The 21,048-nt window shown below is 41.5% G+C and carries 13 protein-coding genes; 10 read left to right on the top strand and 3 right to left on the bottom strand.

The window, feature by feature from the left end; genetic code table 11:
* Positions 1 to 128: 128 nt before the first annotated feature.
* Complete coding sequence (locus BLS32_RS12885) at positions 129 to 635, top strand: DUF2911 domain-containing protein (protein WP_091396937.1); 507 nt, start codon at positions 129 to 131, stop codon at positions 633 to 635.
* A 241-nt stretch (positions 636 to 876) separates the two neighbouring features.
* On the opposite strand, the gene BLS32_RS12880 is transcribed toward BLS32_RS12885, so the two are convergent.
* Entirely contained in the window at positions 877 to 2,430 is a 1,554-nt protein-coding gene (locus BLS32_RS12880) for a L,D-transpeptidase family protein (RefSeq protein ID WP_091396522.1), read from the bottom strand.
* Positions 2,431 to 2,640: 210 nt separating this feature from the next.
* On the opposite strand from BLS32_RS12880, the gene BLS32_RS12875 reads away from it, so the two are divergent.
* Positions 2,641 to 3,801, top strand: coding sequence for a T9SS-dependent choice-of-anchor J family protein (locus tag BLS32_RS12875; RefSeq protein ID WP_091396519.1), 1,161 nt, complete (start codon positions 2,641 to 2,643; stop codon positions 3,799 to 3,801).
* A 45-nt stretch (positions 3,802 to 3,846) separates the two neighbouring features.
* Here the strand turns inward: BLS32_RS12875 and BLS32_RS12870 are convergent, their stop codons facing one another.
* Positions 3,847 to 6,627, bottom strand: coding sequence for an AsmA family protein (locus BLS32_RS12870; protein WP_245699450.1), 2,781 nt, complete (start codon positions 6,625 to 6,627; stop codon positions 3,847 to 3,849).
* A gap of 342 nt (positions 6,628 to 6,969) precedes the next feature.
* Here BLS32_RS12870 and BLS32_RS12865 point away from each other — a divergent pair, with 342 nt between their 5' ends.
* The 8 genes from BLS32_RS12865 to BLS32_RS12830 all read left to right on the top strand — a co-directional run bounded on the left by BLS32_RS12865 (position 6,970) and on the right by BLS32_RS12830 (position 19,867).
* Positions 6,970 to 7,536, top strand: coding sequence for an RNA polymerase sigma factor (locus tag BLS32_RS12865; protein ID WP_091396514.1), 567 nt, complete (start codon positions 6,970 to 6,972; stop codon positions 7,534 to 7,536).
* 217 nt (positions 7,537 to 7,753) lie between these two features.
* On the top strand, positions 7,754 to 8,929 hold the full coding sequence (locus BLS32_RS12860) for a FecR family protein (protein ID WP_091396511.1): 1,176 nt from the start codon (positions 7,754 to 7,756) through the stop codon (positions 8,927 to 8,929).
* Between the two features lie 129 nt (positions 8,930 to 9,058).
* The gene (locus BLS32_RS12855; RefSeq protein ID WP_091396934.1) at positions 9,059 to 12,316 is read left to right on the top strand and encodes a TonB-dependent receptor; all 3,258 of its coding nucleotides are present in this window, start codon (positions 9,059 to 9,061) and stop codon (positions 12,314 to 12,316) included.
* Positions 12,317 to 12,318: 2 nt separating this feature from the next.
* Entirely contained in the window at positions 12,319 to 13,818 is a 1,500-nt protein-coding gene (locus BLS32_RS12850) for a RagB/SusD family nutrient uptake outer membrane protein (protein WP_245699448.1), read from the top strand.
* A gap of 12 nt (positions 13,819 to 13,830) precedes the next feature.
* Positions 13,831 to 14,895, top strand: coding sequence for a SusE domain-containing protein (locus BLS32_RS12845; RefSeq protein WP_091396508.1), 1,065 nt, complete (start codon positions 13,831 to 13,833; stop codon positions 14,893 to 14,895).
* 128 nt (positions 14,896 to 15,023) lie between these two features.
* Positions 15,024 to 16,406: an alpha-amylase family glycosyl hydrolase gene (locus BLS32_RS12840; protein ID WP_091396506.1), complete on the top strand. Its 1,383-nt coding sequence runs from the start codon at positions 15,024 to 15,026 to the stop codon at positions 16,404 to 16,406.
* A gap of 84 nt (positions 16,407 to 16,490) precedes the next feature.
* Positions 16,491 to 18,614 carry a glycoside hydrolase family 97 protein gene (locus tag BLS32_RS12835; protein ID WP_091396931.1) on the top strand — a complete coding sequence of 708 codons (2,124 nt, stop codon included), beginning with the start codon at positions 16,491 to 16,493 and terminating at the stop codon, positions 18,612 to 18,614.
* Between the two features lie 53 nt (positions 18,615 to 18,667).
* The gene (locus BLS32_RS12830) at positions 18,668 to 19,867 is read left to right on the top strand and encodes a T9SS type A sorting domain-containing protein (RefSeq protein ID WP_091396503.1); all 1,200 of its coding nucleotides are present in this window, start codon (positions 18,668 to 18,670) and stop codon (positions 19,865 to 19,867) included.
* 111 nt (positions 19,868 to 19,978) lie between these two features.
* Here the strand turns inward: BLS32_RS12830 and BLS32_RS12825 are convergent, their stop codons facing one another.
* Entirely contained in the window at positions 19,979 to 20,983 is a 1,005-nt protein-coding gene (locus tag BLS32_RS12825; RefSeq protein WP_091396500.1) for an LLM class flavin-dependent oxidoreductase, read from the bottom strand.
* Between the last annotated feature and the right edge of the window lie 65 nt (positions 20,984 to 21,048).

Genomic DNA, 21,048 nt, shown 5'->3' with positions numbered 1-21,048 from the left:
TAAATTATGGCTTTTAGGCGATTTGTATTTTCTTCAAAATGTTCTTGTTAAATGTATTATAAATGCGCGAATTGCTTTTGATGTTTGATTTATCTTTAAACATTAAAATAATTACAAACCAACAACTTATGAAAAGTACATTTAAAATTTGCGCGATGGTTGTCGCATTTACGGCTACAACATTGGGATTTGCACAGGAAAAGAAAGCAAGCCCGGCAGAAACGGCAACTGGGAAAATCAATGGTGCTAGCATTACGATCAATTATGGAAGCCCGTCTGTAAAAGGCCGTCCAATTTGGGGTGAACTTGTTCCGTTTGACAAAGTCTGGCGTGCCGGGGCAAACGAAGCTACAACATTTGAAACCGATAAAGAACTAACTGTAGAAGGGCAAAAATTACCGGCTGGAAAATATTCTTTTTTCCTGATCCCGAATAAATCTGAAGTCATTGTTATTTTTAACAAGGAATTTAGGCAATGGGGTTCGTATGATTATGACCAGAAAAAAGACCAGTTGCGTGTAAAACTGAAACCGCAAGCTGCAACAGAAAGCATTGAAAAACTGGTTTATACAATTAATAAAGACAATGTGACTTTGAGTTGGGAAAAATGGAATATTCCGTTGAAGATTAAATAATTCAAGATTTAAAGATTATATGAAAAACACCGTCATACAACGGTGTTTTTTTATGATTTATAGGGAAATGAAAGTAGTATCTGAAACATTCTATTTTACATAATATATATTATAGTTTAAATTAAATATTTGTTTTTATTTGAAAAAGCCGTTTTTAGCTGATTTCAGATTGATATTCAATTTGTATGATAAATAAAAAACGGCTCTAATTATGAGCCGTTTGATTTTTATAAATAAATTATTATTTGTAAAGCATTCCAGCCAAATGTGCATCGCGTTTGTAAATGTCATTGTAAAAGCTCACATTTCCGTTTTCATCTGCGCGTGCTGTAAAATATGCAATGTAAACCGGAATTTTTCGCTTGAGCGTATAATTTTGTTCTTTGCCTGAATGCATGGCTTCATCGACTTTTTTGGCATTCCAGTTCTTGTCGTTATCCAAAATTAAAACTGCCATATCACGGGCTTTTTCAACACGAACGCATCCATGGCTTAAAGCACGCGCATCTTTACTGAATAATCCTTTTGCCGGTGTATCATGCAAATAAATATTGTTGGAATTTGGAAACATGAATTTAATTAATCCAAGCGAATTCTGGTCGCCGGGTTTTTGCCTGATCGAATTGTTGTGGTATTCCATATTGTGCTTTTGGAGATAATTTTTATCCTTGGCAATTCCAGGTTTGATTTCTTTTTCGATAATGCTTTTTGGGATATTCCAATACGGACTAAATACAATATAACTCATCATTCCGCTGAAAACGACTGTTTTATTGAGTTCTTTTCCAACCACTACATTAGATTCCAGAATTGGTTTTCCGTCACGCACATATCTTAAACTGTATGACGGAATATTGACAGCGATGTATTCTTTTGCATCGGCATAATCCGGTGCGATCCATCGGCAGCGTTCCATATTTACAATGATGGTTTTAATGCGCTCTTCAACAGGAATATTCAAGTCTGCAATCATTGCTGAACTTACAAAATCTTCATTTTTAAGATGTTGTCTAGTTTGATATTTGCGAACTCCTTCGAGTAATGCAGCATCAAAAACAGTACTGCCATCATCGGAAGCCAAATCTCCCGACAAAAACAATCTTTTCCTGAGTGCTGCAACAGCCGGAGAATTGTCTCCGCTTTTAAGCGATTTTACACCATCTGTTAAAGCAATTGTTCCCCAGCCGCCTTTCTTTTGAATGTCGCGATAATGACCCAGGCCTTTTCTAAGGTTGTAATATTGGCCGATAAGTTCTTTTTCATCTTTTTTGATCAGATCGCTGTCTTTCATCAATGCATCAAGATAATCCACGTAAGATGATTTTTCCCTTGGCAAATACCAGCCCAATTGCTTGCTCTGCTGAGGATCAAGGCCTGCATACACTTTTTTTGCATAAAAAAAATACATCGAACTGATCAGAAGTTCATTGTTCAGGTCGGGCTTGCTTCTGTCTTCAGAAAACAGCGTTTCAAAATCCTGTTTGTAAGGCAAATCTACTGGAACGCCTTCAACATCGAGCTGTGAAGCCTTGTTGTATAGCACTTCGGCAAAATCGTTCCTGCCATCGTCGTCATACCAGACATATTGGTAATTGTGTTTTTTATACAAAGCTTTTATCTCAGAATTGTAAGGTTTGAAATCGGGATATTTGTTAAAAAAGGCACCAATTTTTGTGCTGTCAATTGCAAATTTCGAATCTGATCCCCCGGAGTTTTCATTTTGTTTTTTACAGGAAATCGCAATAAAGATTAAGGCAAATAATATAGTTCGTAGGCTAAACTTTAAATATTTCATAGTATTTTATTTTTTTTAAAAGTACTCAGAAACCACATGGCATCCGTACAATTTAGCACTAAGAAATTACAATATTAACATGTATGGCCGTGTTTTGCGCACTTAAAAAATTATCGGTGTGCCGCTTTATATAGTAAAAAAAATTTACATACGCTTAGAATTCGAATCTGATAATCGTATATTAGCAATTAAACTAAAATTATCTTACACATGAAAAAAAAATTACTTAAAACCAGTGTGGCTTTGCTAATGCTTTGCTTCTCTCCAGCTTTACAGGCGCAGTGCCTTGAAGCGGCAAACGGCCAATATCCAATCGAGACTTTTACCCCGCGCTGCGACAGCTTTCCAAATACGATTGCGGGAGATTGTTACAGTGGCGAATACTCGTTTGTCCAGGTTACAGAAGGTGTGAATTATACTTTTTCGAGTGACCTTTCAACTGATTTTGTGACCATTAGCGATGAAGCTGGAACCGTTGTTTATGCATCTGGTGAAGGCAGTGCCGAATGGACAGCAACAATTTCAGGCATCATTCGTTTTTACCTGCACGATAACGCGGAATGCGCCGATAGCGATGACGAAAGAGCGCGTATCGTAACCTGCGGAACAGCGCCTATTTGCGAACCTCTCGATATTCCATTTACAGGCGGATTTGAATTTGATGAAAACATCAGTTGCTTTACTTATGAAGATGTCAATGGCGGCGAGGATTCGGGCTGGGCGGTACAAAGTGATGTTCCATCTGATTCAGGAACTTATAGTTTGCTTTACACGTATGATTCTGAATTACCTGGCGATGACTGGGCATTTACGCCTGGTTTAAACCTTACCGGCGGTGTGGCCTACAACTTAAAATTCAAATACCGCAGCGGATTGGGCTTGTTTGATTATGTAGAACATCTGGAAGTGAATTTCGGCGCTGAAGCCTCTTCTACAGCCATGAGCACTGAGCCGCTTTTGGTTTTTGACAACATGATCACAAGTTTTGATGATCCTTATGACGAAGCTACTGTGAATTTTACACCTCAAACCAGCGGGGTATATTATGTAGGGTTTCATAGTTTGTCTGATGCCGACCAAGGGTACATTCAAATCGACGACATTAGTTTAGATACGGCTTTGGCTACGACTGCCTTTGACAATAAGGCTTTTGCATATTATCCAAATCCTGTTAAAGACGTATTGCATTTTGCTGCGGCAAGCAATATTTCAGCTGTGTCAGTTTACAATCTTTTAGGACAGGAAGTAAAAGCGAAAAACATCAATGCTGTTACAGGTGATGTAGACTTTTCAGGGCTTTCAAAAGGGGCTTACATCGTAAAAGTCAATTCAGATAACATGACGAAAACGATTAAAATCATCAAGGAATAATTTATTTTCTGATATGAAAAAGGCTGCCCGAAAGAGCAGCCTTTTTTATTTTTTAGTTTCAGGTTCCGGATTTTTCCGCCTGTCTTTTTTCACGACTTTATTGGTTTTCGTATTGTATTCGGCATCGAGGATTTCTTTTCCGGTTTTGCTGAAGACTTTGATTTCGGGCTTTTCGTGCGTTCCGGTGATCACAATCGGAATTCCGATTAATCCCAAAGGCGGCAAACCGAGCCTCAATTTCAAATCGAGCAATCCGTCAAAACTTGTTGTTCCTTTAATTGTTGGCCTGAACGCCGAAACTTTGAAGGTAAAATCTTCAATATGGATCAGATTGTTGTTAATCGTTGTTTTGATGTCAATGCCTTTCATCTGCGGATTGTTGAGTCCGTCCTGCCCTGTTTTCTCGCTCACGCTGCCAAACAGTTTTAATCCTGTAACTTTTACATCCCTCAGATTGATCGTTCCTCCGCCTTCGAGCGATTCATATATCGGGCTCATATTTCCATCAATATCACCTTTCAACTGGTAATCTAACGAAATAATTCCTTCTGTTTTTTCAGCAGCCGAAACCATATCGTGAAACATCGGAATTTCATTATATGCTCTTTTTACGCTAAAATCGTTGGCACGGAAATGAACATCGAAGTTTGCAGCCAACGGCGTTTCGTCATCATATCTCGCATCGATGCCCACTTTGCATCCAATAATGTCAAAAACCGTATTTTCAAGGTACAGCTGCCCTTTTGAAATTCCGGTTTTGCCGGCTAGCGCATTAAGCACCAATCCGTTGTATTCGACTTTATCCACATTGGTAACCAGGGAAACATTGAGGTTTTTCGGCACGGCCACTACTCCACTCATTTTCGGGTTTTCTTCTTTCGCCACTTCAACATCGCCTTTGCGGTCTTTATTTTCACCTTCTTTGAGCGACATGAATTCATCAACATTGATCAGTTTTGACTTCAGGTTGAAGTTTCCGCTCAGCGTGCCATGCGATTCCAGGAAGTAATTGATCGTATTTAGTAAGTATCCATTTAACGCAAAATCAGATTTCCCATAATTGGCCGTAAATTTCTCGAACCACATTTTTTCATTCTGAAATCGGAACAAACCTTCATTGATCACAAATGCTTTCGGAAACAGCTCAGATGTGGTTTTGATGTTCTTTAAAATGATTGTTCCTTTATTATCAAGTTTGCTGTATTGTCCGGTGGTCGCATAGCTTTGCCTACCGTTCAGCGAAAGATCTGCTTTAGCATAACCAGTAACATCAAGGCCTTTTCGCGAAAATACCTGGTAAATCTTGCCCACGTTGAGTTCGCCCTTAATCCTAGCCTTATATGCCATATCGCTAAAATCTGATACCGCCGCATTCACATAAACCGGATTTCCTTCAAATTTAAAAGATGCCGGAGTGACAGCCACGCTCAAATCCTGAAAAGTTCCCGCATTGTTCAGGATGCTTGCCACAAAAGTAATGTTCGTAATCGGGTTTGGATAATATTTGGTTTTGATCCATCCGCCTTGCAGGTTGATTCCGCCTTTGGTTTTAGGAAAAAGCTTTAGGGAATCGCTGTAAGTTCCGTTTGCAGTAATATCTGTTTTAAGAATTCCACGCATGTCGAAATCGGGAATTCCAACGGCTGCGTTAAGGGTTTTTAGGTCAAGCGCACCTTTGATATTGGCATTGACATTCATTTCAGACAATCCTTTTGTTTGTAAAACGGCGTTGAAATAATCTTTTTCACCGAGTTTAAATCCGAAATTTTTCACGTCAAGCGTGAGTTTTTTAACATCCAGAGAAGGCATCATCGCCGATAAATCCATATTAAAATCAGTCAGCGGAACAGGTGATTTTTTATATTCAATTCCGCCATCGCGCACTTTAAACTTAAATCCGAGATCGGGCTTTTGGTTTTTGGAAGCGTTGTATCGGCCTTTAAAAGTAAACAGTAAATCGCTGCGGCCTTTGATTTTAGTATCTTCTGCCCAGGTTTGGTATTGTGGCGGCAAAACCGAAACCAGATCTTCAACGGTTGTGTTTTGTGACGCTGCATCAAGATTGATTTTATAACCGTCTTTTAAAATGGTAAACACACCTGTAAATTCAAGCGGCAACTTGTTGATCCGCAATTCGTTTTTCTGAAGAATGAAAGAAAGCGCGTTGGTGTTGATGCGCGTGATCAAATCGGCGTGCAGTTTTTTCTTTTGGAGGTAAGGCGTTTTATCGTAGTAAAAATCAAGCGAATCAATCTCGGCATCGGTTTGCAGATCGAACACATCTTCGCTGAGATCGCCTTTTCCAACATAATTGAAACCGTGCGCATCAACAAGGATTTTTGCAGATCGGTCGTTGTATTTGATGTGGCAGTTTTCAAAATCGATTCGGTCGAGCCTGATTGCCGTTCCTTCATCTGTCGAGTCTTTCGGCTGGTCTTTTGGAGCAATATACACATTGTAATTGGCTTCGCCTTTTGTATTAACCATGACGTTTACAAATGCATCGGAAATATAAAGCTTGTCAATTTTGACTTCATTGTTAAAAATCAGCCTTTTGAGATTGATCCCAAAAGCAACCTGATCGGCTTTTAATAAGGTATCGTTTCGAAATGGTGCCGAACCGGTAAGCGACAAATCGTCAAGCGAAACGGTGAGTGACGGAAAATGCGTAAAAAACGACAACTTTGATTTGGTGAAATTTAGTTTGGCGTCGAGACTTTTATTGGCGACTTTTTTTACTTCGGAAGCAATTGTTCCGGGAAACAGCATGGGAAGTAAAAACATCAGCAATAAAATTCCCGCGATCGTTATCCCGAACCACTTCATTATTTTCAAAAAGGTTTTCTTTAAATCGGATGTCATAATCTTTAAATTTAAGGCTAATAAAAATAGTTGTTTGTATGGGTACTTCGTTTCTTTTTAACCGTTTTTTGTTGTAAAATTCGGCTTTTACAAATGTTGAGATACTTGTTAAAACCAACAAATTTACATTCTTAGAATGGATTAAGCATATTCGAACTATGAATATTATAGTAAAAACGGATATACCTTTTAAATCAAAAAAAATAATTTTGTTATACGTCTTTTTATATATTTGTGAACTTATCATATTTTATTAAATAAATTATGATTATCGTAATTTTATCGAATAAAAATTAAATTATACAGATGTTTGAAAGCAATAGGCAGAATGACCAATTGCTCGTGCGTGAACTCAAAAATCACAGCGAGTTGGCTTTTCGCAAGCTTTTTGATCTGTATTACCAGGATATTTACGGTTATAGCCTGAGTTTATTAAAATCTAAAGATTTCGCCGAAGAAAATGTGCAGGATGTTTTTCTAAAAGTCTGGCTACACCGCGAAAACCTGGATTCCGAAAAATCTTTCAGGGCTTATTTATTTACCATAGCCCGAAACCAGGCTTTTAATTTGCTGAACAAAGCCGCTAACGATGTGCTGCTGAAACAGGAAATTTTCTATGAAAGCCAGACATCATACGATCAAGGCGATTACCACATCCGCGAAGACGATTGTAAAAAGATCAAAAAACAAGCGATCAACCAACTGCCGCCCAAACGAAAACAAATCTTCAAAATGTCCCGAAAGAAAGGCATGACCTATGAAGAAATCAGCATAGAACTCGGAATTTCTGTCAACACGGTCAAAAGCCAGATGAGCAAAGCGCTTGAATCGCTCCGGATTTTCCTTCAGGCACACGATGAAATCTATAAATGACGGCTTTAAAATTACAAATCACCTTTTGGGGTGATTTTTTTTGTAAAATTTTAACACTGAACTTCAATTTAAAATATCAGCAAAATCAATACTTCACAATTATTTTAGATGAAGTGCTGGAATTATTTTCTGTTAAAATTAAGAAATCTATAACGTTTGAGTAATACTCTGCGCCTTCCTGGCTGTATATTAAGAAACAAGTACAAAATCGATTGCGATGAACCAGAACCACGACATAAAAATTCTCTTAGAAAAGTTTGTATTAAACCAATGCACTGCTGATGAAATAGAGCAAGTTGTTTCCTACTTCAGGACAAACAAAATGACTGCTGATTTTCCAACCGTTGAAGAAATCAAATCATTGATTGGCGAAATGCCAAAAATGGAAACTTTTGTTGCAGAAGGCATTTTTGCCAACATCATGAATCAATCTGAAGAAAAAGAAATCATTTCAATCGCTCCGAAAAAATCAAACTGGCGCCGGTATGCTGCGATTGCCGCTTCGGTTGTCGTATTGCTTTCCATCGGAATCTCTTACCAGAAAGGGTTTTTTACAAATGAACAGCAAACTGTCATCGACAAAAACAGCAATCAGATTACGCTGCAACTTGAAAACGGCGAAATCCAGGTGATTTCTGAAAATACCACATCAACAGTAAAAGATGAGAACGGAAATGTCATTGGAAACCACAACCGCGACAAAATCGTCTATGACAATGAAACTCCAATAGAAAATTTAGTTTATAACACCATTAAAATTCCGTATGGAAAGCGTTTCCAGCTCCAATTGTCTGACGGAACGATCGTTCACCTTAACGCCGGAACAACTTTAAAATATCCGGTAAAATTCCTTGCCAGCCAGAACAGGCAGGTTTTTCTTGAAGGCGAAGCCTATTTTGATGTGGCCAAAGACAAGAAACATCCGTTTGTAATCAATGCTGATGAACTCAATGTTCGCGTTTTGGGAACACATTTCAATGTGTCGAATTATCCTGAAGACGATCAGACAGATGTGGTGCTTGTGGAAGGTTCGGTAGGAATGTATGGTGCGAATGAAATCTTTGATGCAACTAAAAACACCATCCTAAAACCAGGATTTAAAGGCAGTTTCGACCGAAAAAATAAAAGCATCGATACTAAGGCCGTTTCGACCGATTATTACACGTCCTGGATTCGCGGCGGATTGTCATTCAGGAATATGGCGTTTAAAAACATCTGTAAAAAGCTCGAAAGAAAATACAACGTGAAAATCGTGAACCAGAACAACAAATTTGAAACTGAGGTTTTCAATGCCAGTTTTGAAGATGAACCGCTTACGAAAATCCTGAGCTATTTCAATGACATTCATAGCTTTGACTATTACCAGAAAGACAATTACATCATTATTAAATAATCCAAACTAAAAACAGAACAGATATGACGAACTGACCTTAGGCCATAAAAAAATCGGAAAATGCTGCGAACAAATTCCGATCAGATAAGCGAACCAATCTTGCAGATTAAAACACTCAATCACAAACTTATGAAAAAAAAACCTAAGAACAGCGGATGTGCTTTTCCGTTGTTTAAAATTGACCTGAAATTGAAACTAACCACACTACTCCTTCTGGTCGCGATTTTCAATGTCAAGGCAAATACTTATGCGCAAACAAAAGTGAGCCTTGACCTCAATAATGCGACTGTAGAAAACGTCATTGAGACGCTCGAACAAAAGACAGATTTCCGTTTTATTTACAAAATGAACGATATCGATTTAGCCCGTGTCGTTTCCATCAATGTAAAAAATGAAACGATCGATGTCGTGCTCGACAAATTGTTCAAAGGAACGCCTACCGATTTTAAAGTACGCGACAAGCAAATCATTCTGAAAAGGCTTGTGATTGCTAAAAAAACAATCGAAAAAGGCGTGCCAAAAAACATCAAAGGTAAGATTACCGATGAAAACGGAATTCCGCTGCCAGGCGCGTCTGTTATGGTTGAAGGCACCAAAACCGGAGTGATTTCAGATTTTGATGGAAATTTTGAGATTACCGTTGACAGCGATGCCATTTTGGTATTCAGCTTCGTTGGCTACAAAGATAAAAAAGTTCCAGCCGGCCAGTCCAGTTTTGCCATTCAGATGTTTCCCGATACCAATGACCTGAATGAAGTCGTGGTTGTTGGATATGGAACTTCTACCAGGAAAGATGTTACCGGAGCGGTTTCCTCTATCGCTGCAAAAGACATGAACCAGGGCGCACACGTAAATGCACTGCAACTGATTTCAGGAAAACTTGCAGGTGTGAATATCACGCAAACGGGAAGCGAACCGGGATCTGCTCCGAATGTCAGGATTCGCGGGATTTCTTCATTGATTGGTGGAAATGATCCGCTGGTTGTTGTTGACGGTATTCAGGGAAATATGGATTTGTTAAACCAGATTCCACCAACAGAAATTGAATCAATCGACGTACTCAAAGATGCTTCTGCTACAGCTATTTACGGTTCCAGAGGTGCTCCGGGCGTGATTATGGTGACGACTAAAAAGAGCAAAGCCGGAAAAACAAATATCGAATACAACGCTTACACTTCATTTGATTTTATTCCGAAAAAACTAAAAATGCTCGACGCCAATGAATGGTGGCAACAAGCACAGACGATTGGCGTTCCGGCCGAGGCAAACCACGGTTCAAACACCGATTGGTATGACATCATGACCAAAAACGGAATGACGCAAACGCACACGATTTCCTTTGGAGGTGCTACAGATAAATTTAGCTACCGTGCTTCGGTAAGTGCGATTTTGCAGGATGGCGTTGTGATCAATTCTGAAAATAAAAAGTACGTTGGCCGAATCGTAGCGACTCAAACTGCTTTGAATGACAAACTGAAACTGACATTCAACTTGAATAGCGGCGCAAATGAAAAAACGAAAAGCGTTGAAACCATCGGACGCGCGTCTTTTACATCGAATTTAATTACAAATGCCTATCTGATGCGCCCAACCGATCCGGTTTACAATACCGATGGAACGTATTTTTCAGATAATAAAGTATTCCAGTATTTAAACCCGTTTGCTGTTGCGAAAACCGTTACCGATGAAGAGCAATTTGACAATTTATTCGGAAGTGTCCGCGCCGATCTTGAGCTTTACAAAGGACTCACAGCAGGTTGGTTTGGAAGCTGGAGGAAAACCCACGAAACAATCGGTTTTTACCTGCCGGTTGAATCGACTAGTGCAAATGCAATCGAACAAAAAGGGTTTGCAAACATCAGAAACAACAGCCAGAATGAGCGTTTGATGGATGTCAGCCTGAATTATAAAGGCGTTTTCGGAAAGCACAGCCTAAATCTTTTGGCCCTTTACGAATGGCAAACGCAATTGTACCAGGGAAGTTACGCACAAGCGAGAGGATTTATCAACGACATTGCAACTTATAACGCTTTGCAGCTTGGTGATTTGTCTAATGTGCGTCCTGGCGATGTTTCGTCATACAAAAACGACAGGAGTTTGGTGTCGTATCTGGGGCGTTTAAACTACTCTTTTTTAAGCAGGTATTTATTAACTGCGAGCATTAGACGTGACGGTTCTTCGGTATTTGGTGCGAATAACAAATGGGCTTATTTTCCTTCGGCCTCACTGGCGTGGCAAATTGACCAGGAACCTTTTATGGCAAACCAGAAAATAGTTTCAGGACTGAAATTGCGCGGTGGATATGGTGTTACAGGAAATCAGCAGGGATTGTTCCCGCAAAACTCGATTTCACTTGTAGGCGCTGCCGGCGTGACTTATTTTGGCGGTCAGCCCATAACAAACTTCAACATTGTGCAGAATGCCAATGCCGATTTGCGTTGGGAAACGAAAAAGCAAACGAACCTTGGTCTTGATTTTGCGCTTTTTAACAACATCGTCAGAGGTTCTGTAGATGTGTATACGGCAAAAACCGAAAACCTTTTATTTGATTACACTGTTCCGCAGCCGCCATTTCCTTATAATTCTATTAAAGCAAACGTTGGAAGCCTTGAAAATAAAGGGCTCGAGGTTTCTTTAGGTGTTGATGTGATCAAAACCCAAAACACAACCTTAACACTTGCAGGAAATGTTTCGTTCATGAAAAACAAAGTCTTGAATTTAAGCGGAAGCATCAACGGTGTACCGTTAAATACGAATTATGTCGGTTGGGGACCAAATGCTTACCTGATCGAAGGCCAGCCAATCGGGACTTTCAACATCGTTCACCACACTGGAAAAGACAATGAGAATTCGGAAACCGTTCTCGATGTTAACGGAGACGGAAAGATAGACCAGGGTGCTGAAAGTCCGGACCGAATCATGAAAGGCTCTACACTGCCAACTTACACTTATGCTTTCAACCCAACTTTCCAATACAAAAATTTTGATGCTTCAATGCTTTGGAGAGGTTCTGGCGGAAATAAAATTTACAACAGCTTGAGGTCGACTTTGAGCTATCAGGAAAATATCGGAAAATCAAATGTGCTTGAAAGTTCTGTTCCATTAGGATTATTCAATTCTAAATACGGTTCAGATCTATGGCTTGAAGACGGTTCTTTCCTGAGATTTGAAAACATCACAGTGGGTTATAATTATACCATCAAAGACAGCAAATATGTTGATTCGATCCGGTTTTCATTAACAGGAAACAACCTCGCGATCATTACAGATTATTCAGGAATCGATCCCGAAATTAACCTCAATGGTGCGAAAGATACTGGCGGTGACAACGGGATTTACCCACGCACCAGAAGTTTTGTAATTGGCCTGAACGTAAAATTTAAATAAAGATGAAAATGAAAATGAAGAATTTATTGGTCTTGGGAAGCATCAGTTTCCTTTTCCTTTCAGGATGTACCAATGTAGAGGAACGCGTATATGATAAATATGCCACGGATGCATTTTATGCCACGCCCGAAGGTGCAGATGTGGCATTGGCAGGTGTTTATGCACAGGTTGCAGGAAACTGGGATGGCGTAGGCTATGCAGGTGCTGATAAAGGCTGGTATGATCTGAACTGCATGAGTGCTGACGAACAGGTCATTCCGCACAGGACCAGCGGCGACTGGCAGCTCGATTTTGCCCGAATTTACCAGCACGACTGGCTGCCTACAGATTTAATCTTGAACAATACCTGGAACTGGCTCTACAAATCGGTTTTTAGTGCGAATCTTGCCGTAGAACAACTCACCCTTGCAAACGCAGATCCATCAAAGATCGCTGAAGCTAAAGTGCTTCGTGCCTTCTTCTATTATTTGTTAATTGACGATTATGGAAGCGTGCCGTTCTACACAGCAAACAACATTACGGTCGATCAGATTCCGCAGGCAAGCCGTACCGAAGTTTTTAACTTTATCATACAAGAGCTCACTGACAATGTAGAATCGCTTTCTGCAACAAAAGGCGGGAATTATTACGGAAGGTTTAATAAATATGCCGGTTATGCCTTATTGGCTAAAGTATATTTAAATGCCGAAGTATATACCGGAACGCCAAAATGGGCCGAATGCCTCGCAGCCTGTGATAAGGTTTCCGAAGGCGGATTTTCATTGCATCCAAGCGGGGCAGATATTTCAGCTCCCATGGGTAACAAGTACTTTGAATTGTTTGGAGATGTACTTCCGGACGATGAAACCATACTTGCGATTTATGTGACTGAAAATATTGTTTCAAGAAATGTCTATGCTGTTCGCAGTTTATATGGCCCGCATGCTGAGAAACTTTGGACATATCAAGGTTGGAACGGAACTTTTGTCCCAAAAGATTTCTTTCAGAAATATGCCAATGCCGACATACGCAAAAAACAATTTTTATACGGGCCACAGGAAGGCGGTTTCAATTATACAATTGACGTCGCTTCACTGGACAATCCCGGTGCGCCACCTCAGGCTGGTGTTAGGAATACAAAATTTTTCCCTGTCGGACAACAGGATGGTGGCGGTGCTTCAAACGACTTTCCTATCTACAGATATGCCGATATTTTGCTGATGAAAGCAGAATGCAATGTGCGTCTAGGCAACGCCGCTGCAGCAAAGCCTTACATCGATATGGTGCGCCAGCGTGCCGGGCTCAGCGCTTTGGCGGCAAATCCTACACTGGATAATATTTACGACGAACGGGGTTTCGAACTCAACTGGGAAGGCCATAGAAGACAGGATATGATCCGTTTTGATAAATTCCTGCTGCCTAATTTATTCCGCGGCGCTTCTCCTGAATACAGAAAATTATTTCCAATTCCAACCTCTGCACTCGATGCAAACCACGGGTTGAAGCAAAATACAGGCTACTAAATTTTTAAGATCATGAAAAAATATATCAATCAAATATTGGCGCTTGGAAGCCTCTTCTTCCTCGCCGCTTCGTGTACAGACGATACTCCGGTAACCACATTACAGCAAGTCGATTTCCCTGCTCCTATTGCTGCTGCTCCGGGAACGACGCTGGTGCTCACACAGGGAACAAAAAACAGAACCGCATTGACACTGTCGTGGACTGAACCTGTTTATCCAATCCACGCGCCGGTAACTTACGCCTTACAAATCGATGTCCCATCAGGTGCTATCGGAGAAACGGCCTGGTCAAAATCCATCCGTGTTGAAGCTGGTGAAGATGTACACAGCAAATCTTTTACAGGGGCAAACTTAAACGACATGGCATTGGAATTGGGATTGCCTACAGATGTACCCGGCGAACTTGCAGTGCGCATTGAGGCATACATGGATCACATTGTCTATTCACAAACACTGATTTTAACCGTAACGCCATTCTTAAAGCAAATAGTCACAGGTGAAATTTATGTGCCGGGCGCTTACAACGACTGGGATTTTGCTACCGCTGCCCCACTTACAGCAATTGACAATGACATTTTTCAGGGCCTGGTAAATTTTCCTGTTGGAAAACCGCGTGAATTTAAGTTCACCAGGGAAAGAAACTTCAACCATTTTTTTGGCGCAGATGCTGAGGGCAATTTTCTTGAGGGCGGCGATGTAAATCTGACTGTGCCAAATTATGGAACCTACCAGATTACGGTCGACCTGAACGACATGACCTACACGGCTGTTCCCTATTCATTTGCAATTGTTGGAACTGCAACGGCTGGCGGCTGGGACATCGATACGGATATGGCTTATGACCATATCGCAAAACAGTGGACTATTACGACGGCACTGGTTTCGGGCGCGCTGAAATTCAGGCTTAATAATTCCTGGGATGTAAATTATGGTCCAACAAATGGCAACAACGGCAATACGATGACCTTAGGTAATACAAATGCTTATACGATAAACGAAGCAGGAACTTATAAAGTCACTTTTTTTGTAAATCCTGATCCGGCTACGGCTACTTATTCTGTCACAAGGATCAATTAAAAAATTCATTTACATACAGGTTTTAAAATAATCAATTTGAGTTAGTTAGTTTTTTTAAACACTTCTCCGTTTTGATTCGGGGAAGTGTATTAAAAATAAAATACAAAGCCTATAAACAATAAACAATTATGAAATCATATTTATATCTCGCCCTGGCGCTGCTTGTTCCTTTTGCAATGACTTCGTGCAGCGATGACGATAATGGCGCCCCTAAAGCAGTTGCTCCGTACGAACAATACGGAACCGCATTTACAAACATGCCAAATAGCCAGGATGCTGTAATTTATCAGGTCAATATTCGTGCTTTTAGCCAGAATGGCAATCTGCAGGGCGTAACCGATAGGCTTTCGCAGATTCAGGAGCTTGGAGCCAATGTTATTTACCTGATGCCGGTTTATCCGGTGGGCATTTTAAATAATGCGGGTGGGCTCGGTTCTCCGTATGCCGTAAAAGATTACAAAGCGGTCAACACCGAATTTGGGACTTTACAAGATTTGCGCACATTGGTAGAAGAAGCACATAAAAAAAACATGGCGGTTATCTTAGACTGGGTTGCCAATCACACGGCCTGGGACAACCAATGGATTACAGATCATCCGGATTGGTATGCAAAAAATGATGCCGGAAATATTATTTCTCCTCCGGGTACGAATTTTAACGACGTGGCGCAACTCAATTATGACAACCAGGACATGCGGAATGCGATGATCGATGCGATGTCCTACTGGGTTTACAACGCAAATATTGACGGATTCCGATGTGATTTTGCAGACAATGTTCCGCAGAATTTCTGGTCAGATGCCATCACGAAGATTCGTAGCATCAAAAACCAAAACCTGATCATGTTTGCTGAAGGAACCAGACAAAACCATTTCGCCGTGGGCTTCGACTACACTTTTGGCTTTGCTTATTTTTCGGCATTGAAGAAAAAATTCCTCGAAAACCTTCCGGCGACAACGATCCAGGATGCCAATGCTGCGGAATATGCAACCAATTATAATGAGTCGCGCCGCATTGTGAGGTACACGACAAATCATGACGTAAACGTGACCGATGGAACGCCGTTGGAATTGTTTGGCGGATTGAAAGGATCAATTGCCACTTTCGTCGTTGCCGCTTACATGAAATCAATTCCTATGATCTACAACGGACAGGAAATCGGTTATGCCAGCAGGATTCCGTTTTTCACCCATACGCCAATCGACTGGACCACCGCAAATGCCGATGTGTTGGCACAATACAAAAAGATCATCGCCTTCAGAAGTTCGAGCAACGCAGTTAAAACCGGCGCTTATACAGGTTACAGCAGCACAAAAATCAGTGCTTTCACTATGGAAAAAGGCAGTGAAAAAGTGCTCGTGCTTTCAAATTTGTCAGCCGGAACTACCAATTTTATCGCTCCTGCTTCCCTTTCCGGAATTGCGTGGAAAGATGCATTTACCGGCGAATCATTTGCATTGTCAACAGATATTACACTTTCGCCTTATCAGTATATCATACTGAAAAATTAATCGAATCACTAGTATTTACAACCATCCAACATGAATTTTAAAGTTTCAGATATTCTACAAATCTGCACTTCCAAAAGAATTGCAATGCTTGCGCTGATTTGTATTTTTCCATTATTCGGACAGGCGCAAACCATTACTTCTCCCGATAAAAACTTATCGATGCATTTTGAATTGAAAGAAAACGGCGTGCCTTCGTATGAGCTTACTTACAAAGGAAAAGCAGTGATCAAGCCAAGCAGTCTCGGACTCGAAATCAAAGATGCGGCGTCATTTGTAAACGGTTTTTCGATCCAGAAAACAGAAGAATCAACCGTAGACACCAATTGGGATCCGGTGCTGGGCGAGCAAAAAACCATCCGCAACAATTACAATGAATTGCTGGTGACGCTTGTGCAGACGAAACTCAACAACCGCTACCTCCGGATCAGGTTTCGTTTGTTCAATGACGGACTCGGGTTCAGGTATGAATTTCCGAAACAAAAAGACCTGAATTATTTTATCATCAAAGAAGAGAATACGCAGTTCAACCTTTCCGGCGATCATAAGATATTCTGGATTCCGGGCGATTACGATACGAATGAATATGCGTATACGACTTCCAAAATTTCGGAAATCCCGTCCTTGATGAAAAATGCGACGATCAACATCAATGCGCAGCAGCCGATTAAAAATGTCGCTATACAAACGCCGTCGATGATGAAATCTGCAGATGGCCTTTACATCAACATTCATGAAGCGGCGCTGGTCAATTATCCTGCGATGTCTCTGAATGTCAATGCTGCCGAATTTAAACTGAGTTCGCACCTTACGCCCGACGCCGTTGGCAACAAAGGCTACATGCAAAGCGATACGCAATCTCCATGGAGAACCATTGTGTTAAGCGATAAAGCAACAGATATTCTTGCATCCAAACTGATCTTAAACCTGAACGAGCCAACGAAATACAAAGATGTTTCCTGGATCAGGCCAATGAAATACATCGGTGTTTGGTGGGAATATTTCGTTGCCGGAAAAAGTACCTGGGCTTACGGAACTGAAAACAATGTAAAATTAGACCAGGATTTTAGCAAGCTTACGCCAAACGGAAAGCATGGAGCAACAAACGAACGCGTCAAAGCATACATCGATTTTGCTGCTAAAAATGGTTTCGATGGCGTTTTGGTCGAAGGCTGGAATATCGGCTGGGAAGACTGGATCGGAAACTGGAAAGAAGAAGTGTTTGATTTCGTAACGCCTTACCCCGATTTTAATGTCAAAATGCTGCACGATTACGCAGCTTCAAAAGGGGTAAAAATCATCATGCACCATGAAACTTCGGGTGCTGCAACAAACTATGAACGCCGACTCGACCGTGCTTTCCAGTTCATGAACGACAATGGTTATGATGCAGTGAAAACCGGTTATGTTGGTCAGATCATTCCGCGTGGCGAACACCATGACGGACAATGGATGGTAAACCATTACATCCACGTTGCTGAGCGTGCGGCTGATTACAAGATCATGGTCAACAGCCACGAAGCAGTCCGCCCGACAGGATTAAACAGAACGTATCCAAACTGGATTGCACAGGAATCGGCACGCGGAACCGAGTTTGAAGCGATGGGCGGATTGGCACATGAGCATACGACAATCCTTCCGTTTACAAGATTGATGGGTGGCCCGATGGATTTCACACCGGGGATTTTCCAGACCGATCTTTCGTATTACAAAACCGGCGGAAACCAGCGCGTGAACACGACTTTGGCAAAGCAGCTGGCTTATTATGTGACGATGTACAGCCCATTGCAGATGGCTGCCGACATTCCGGACAATTACAACCGTTTCCCGGATGCTTTCCAATTCATCAAAGATGTTGCGGTAGATTGGGACAATACCTGGATCCTTGAAGCCGAGCCGGGCGATTACATCACGATTGCCAGAAAAGCAAAAGGCAAAGACGAATGGTTCGTAGGCGGCATCACCGATGAAAATACGAGAACCGCAAACGTGCCTTTCGATTATCTGTCGAAAGGCAAAAAATACACCGCCACCATTTATTCTGATGCGAAAGATGCGAGCTGGAAAGTCAATCCGCAGCATTACGAAATCAGAAAAGTAATTGTGGATTCAAAAAGCAATGTAAAGCAATTCGTCGCTCCGGGCGGTGGTTTTGCAATCAGTATCAAAGAAGCAACGGATACAGAAACTAAAGAAATCAAAAAGCTGTAAGAGCTATAAATTCTATTGACCAACTTTATTATTAACCAAATTTAATTACAATCATGAAAAAAATTACCACATTTCTCGTGTGTCTTTTTGCAATGGCATTTGCAAATGCACAACTTTCTTCGGTTGCCCTTGTTGGCAGCGGAACGCCACAAGGCTGGCCAAATGATCCGCAAACTGACACGCATGTCATGAGCTCGACAGATGGTGAACATTGGACACTCAACAACCTGGCACTTGTCAACGGCGCAGTAAAATTCCGCGGGAATAATTCGTGGGCTTTGCCATACAACTGGGGCGGAACTGCTTTTCCAAGCGGAACTGCAATAATCGATGGAAACGGCTTTACTTCCACTCCTGGTGTTTACAATGTGGCTTTTAACAGCACAACAGGCGATTACAGTTTCGTACTGCAGCAAAATGTTTTCACTGTAGTTGGAATCATCGGAACGGCAACTCCAGGCGGATGGGATGCAGATACGGATATGACTACAACCGATGGAATCCATTATATTTTAAACCGTGTGCCGTTGCTGCTTGGCGCGCTAAAATTCCGTCAGGACCACACCTGGACAGCAACAACGAATTGGGGCGGAGATGCTTTTCCATCAGGAACAGGAACCTTGGACGGTGCAGCAATCACAGTTCCGTCAGATGGAAAATACAATATTACTTTCAACAGGACTACGGCAGAATATACATTCTCTTTCCCAGGTGTAGCTGTCGTTGGGCCTGCTGCCGGCGGATGGCCGAATGATCCGCAGGTTGATGCCAATCAATTGTCGACTGTCGACGGAATCAATTATACGAAAGGCAGCATAACGCTTTTGGCAGACAATGCAAAATTCAGGGCAAACAATTCCTGGGCTGTAAATTGGGGTGCAACGGCATTTCCAAGTGGAACTGCGATTTTAGACAGCCCGGATTCTTTCGTATGTACTGCCGGGGATTATAGCGTGGCATTTAATTATGATAGCGGCGCTTATAGCTTTGGCGCACCATTGACAGCAAGTTCGTTTGAGAAAAATAAATTCGCAGCATTCCCAAATCCGACTCAAAACCAATGGAACATCAGAACTTCAAATGGAGTGATTGAAAACATTAAGGTTGTAGATGTTACAGGAAAAAAAGTCATCAGCATCAATCCAAATGCAACCGAAGCTGCCATTGATGCTTCGGCCCTACAAAGCGGCATTTATTTCGCAAAAGTATCAGCCGGAAATACCACTTCGACAGTAAAACTAATCAAAGAGTAAGTTTAAGTTTTTAGATTTTTATTTTAATTTAAATTGAGAAATCCCCGGTAAGCAATTATCGGGGATTTTGTTTTAATGTGTATTTGTGAAGCGTGGATTTCTCAGATTTATTTAGTAATGCAATCCTTCTGTCTGTAATCCCGCAAGGATTTCATACGAATAAAGCCTTGCACTATGGTCGTAAACCGGCGAAGTCACCATCAGTTCATCTACTTTGGTCACTTCAAGAAAGCGTTGGATTTCCATACGGATCTTCTCCGGCCCGCCCACAAATGAAAACCGTATCATTTGCTGTAAAGCCGCTTCTTCCATCGGATCCATGAAATTTTCCGGATCTTCCGGAGGCCCCAATTTTCGCCTTTTTCCGGTCAGGATCCCGAGGAATAATTTTTTAAATGATGTTGCCAGCTGTGCCGCTTCATGATCGGTATCAGCCGCAATCGCATTGACGCAAGCCATCACATAAGGTTCTTTTAAATGCTCTGAAGGCTTGAAGTTTTTACGGTAAATCGCAATCGCATCAAACAATTGTGCAGGCGCAAAATGGCTGGCAAACGCATACGGCAATCCCATATCTGCAGCCAGATAAGCGCTGTCGGTACTCGAACCTAAAATCCAGATCGGAATATCCAGACCTTCGCCGGGAATCGCCCGAACGGCAGCAGTACTGTTTGATGCCGATAAATATTTCTGAAGTTCTTTGACATTGTCCGGAAAATCCATCGCGGCACGCGGATCACGGCGCAAAGCACTTGCTGTGAGTTGGTCAGTTCCCGGAGCGCGCCCGAGTCCGAGATCAATACGGTCTGGATATAAAGTTGCCAAAGTTCCAAACTGTTCCGCAACCATTAACGGCGCGTGGTTTGGAAGCATAATGCCGCCAGAGCCCACCCTGATTGTTTTTGTTTTTGAAGCCACCATGCCAATAAGCAGCGAAGTCGCGCTTGATGCAATGCCTTCCATATTGTGGTGTTCTGCAAGCCAGTATCTTTTGTAACCGAGATTTTCGGCGTGTGCTGCAAGAGCCGCAGTTTTTTCGAATGTCGCGGCCGGAGTGCTCCCCTGTGGCACCATTGCCAGGTCAAGCACGGATAATTGTATATTTTTAGAAGCCATGAATTTTAGTTTTCCGTAAAATTACAGCCTAAAACCGGCATTGGTATTTGCTTTGTAAAAAATTT

Source organism: Flavobacterium noncentrifugens, assembly GCF_900100375.1.
Classification (GTDB): Bacteria; Bacteroidota; Bacteroidia; order Flavobacteriales; family Flavobacteriaceae; genus Flavobacterium; species Flavobacterium noncentrifugens.
The sequence above is the reverse complement of the archived record's forward strand: the minus strand, read 5'-3'. Positions and strand labels throughout refer to the sequence as shown.

Bases quoted from the DNA above. Each gene is read 5' to 3' on its own strand.
- BLS32_RS12885 (WP_091396937.1), top strand. From the start codon at position 129: ATGAAAAGTACATTTAAAATTTGCGCGATGGTTGTCGCATTTACGGCT.
- BLS32_RS12880 (WP_091396522.1), bottom strand. From the start codon at position 2,430: ATGAAATATTTAAAGTTTAGCCTACGAACTATATTATTTGCCTTAATC.
- BLS32_RS12875 (WP_091396519.1), top strand. From the start codon at position 2,641: ATGAAAAAAAAATTACTTAAAACCAGTGTGGCTTTGCTAATGCTTTGC.
- BLS32_RS12870 (WP_245699450.1), bottom strand. From the start codon at position 6,627: ATGAAGTGGTTCGGGATAACGATCGCGGGAATTTTATTGCTGATGTTT.
- BLS32_RS12865 (WP_091396514.1), top strand. From the start codon at position 6,970: ATGTTTGAAAGCAATAGGCAGAATGACCAATTGCTCGTGCGTGAACTC.
- BLS32_RS12860 (WP_091396511.1), top strand. From the start codon at position 7,754: ATGAACCAGAACCACGACATAAAAATTCTCTTAGAAAAGTTTGTATTA.
- BLS32_RS12855 (WP_091396934.1), top strand. From the start codon at position 9,059: ATGAAAAAAAAACCTAAGAACAGCGGATGTGCTTTTCCGTTGTTTAAA.
- BLS32_RS12850 (WP_245699448.1), top strand. From the start codon at position 12,319: ATGAAAATGAAAATGAAGAATTTATTGGTCTTGGGAAGCATCAGTTTC.
- BLS32_RS12845 (WP_091396508.1), top strand. From the start codon at position 13,831: ATGAAAAAATATATCAATCAAATATTGGCGCTTGGAAGCCTCTTCTTC.
- BLS32_RS12840 (WP_091396506.1), top strand. From the start codon at position 15,024: ATGAAATCATATTTATATCTCGCCCTGGCGCTGCTTGTTCCTTTTGCA.
- BLS32_RS12835 (WP_091396931.1), top strand. From the start codon at position 16,491: ATGCTTGCGCTGATTTGTATTTTTCCATTATTCGGACAGGCGCAAACC.
- BLS32_RS12830 (WP_091396503.1), top strand. From the start codon at position 18,668: ATGAAAAAAATTACCACATTTCTCGTGTGTCTTTTTGCAATGGCATTT.
- BLS32_RS12825 (WP_091396500.1), bottom strand. From the start codon at position 20,983: ATGGCTTCTAAAAATATACAATTATCCGTGCTTGACCTGGCAATGGTG.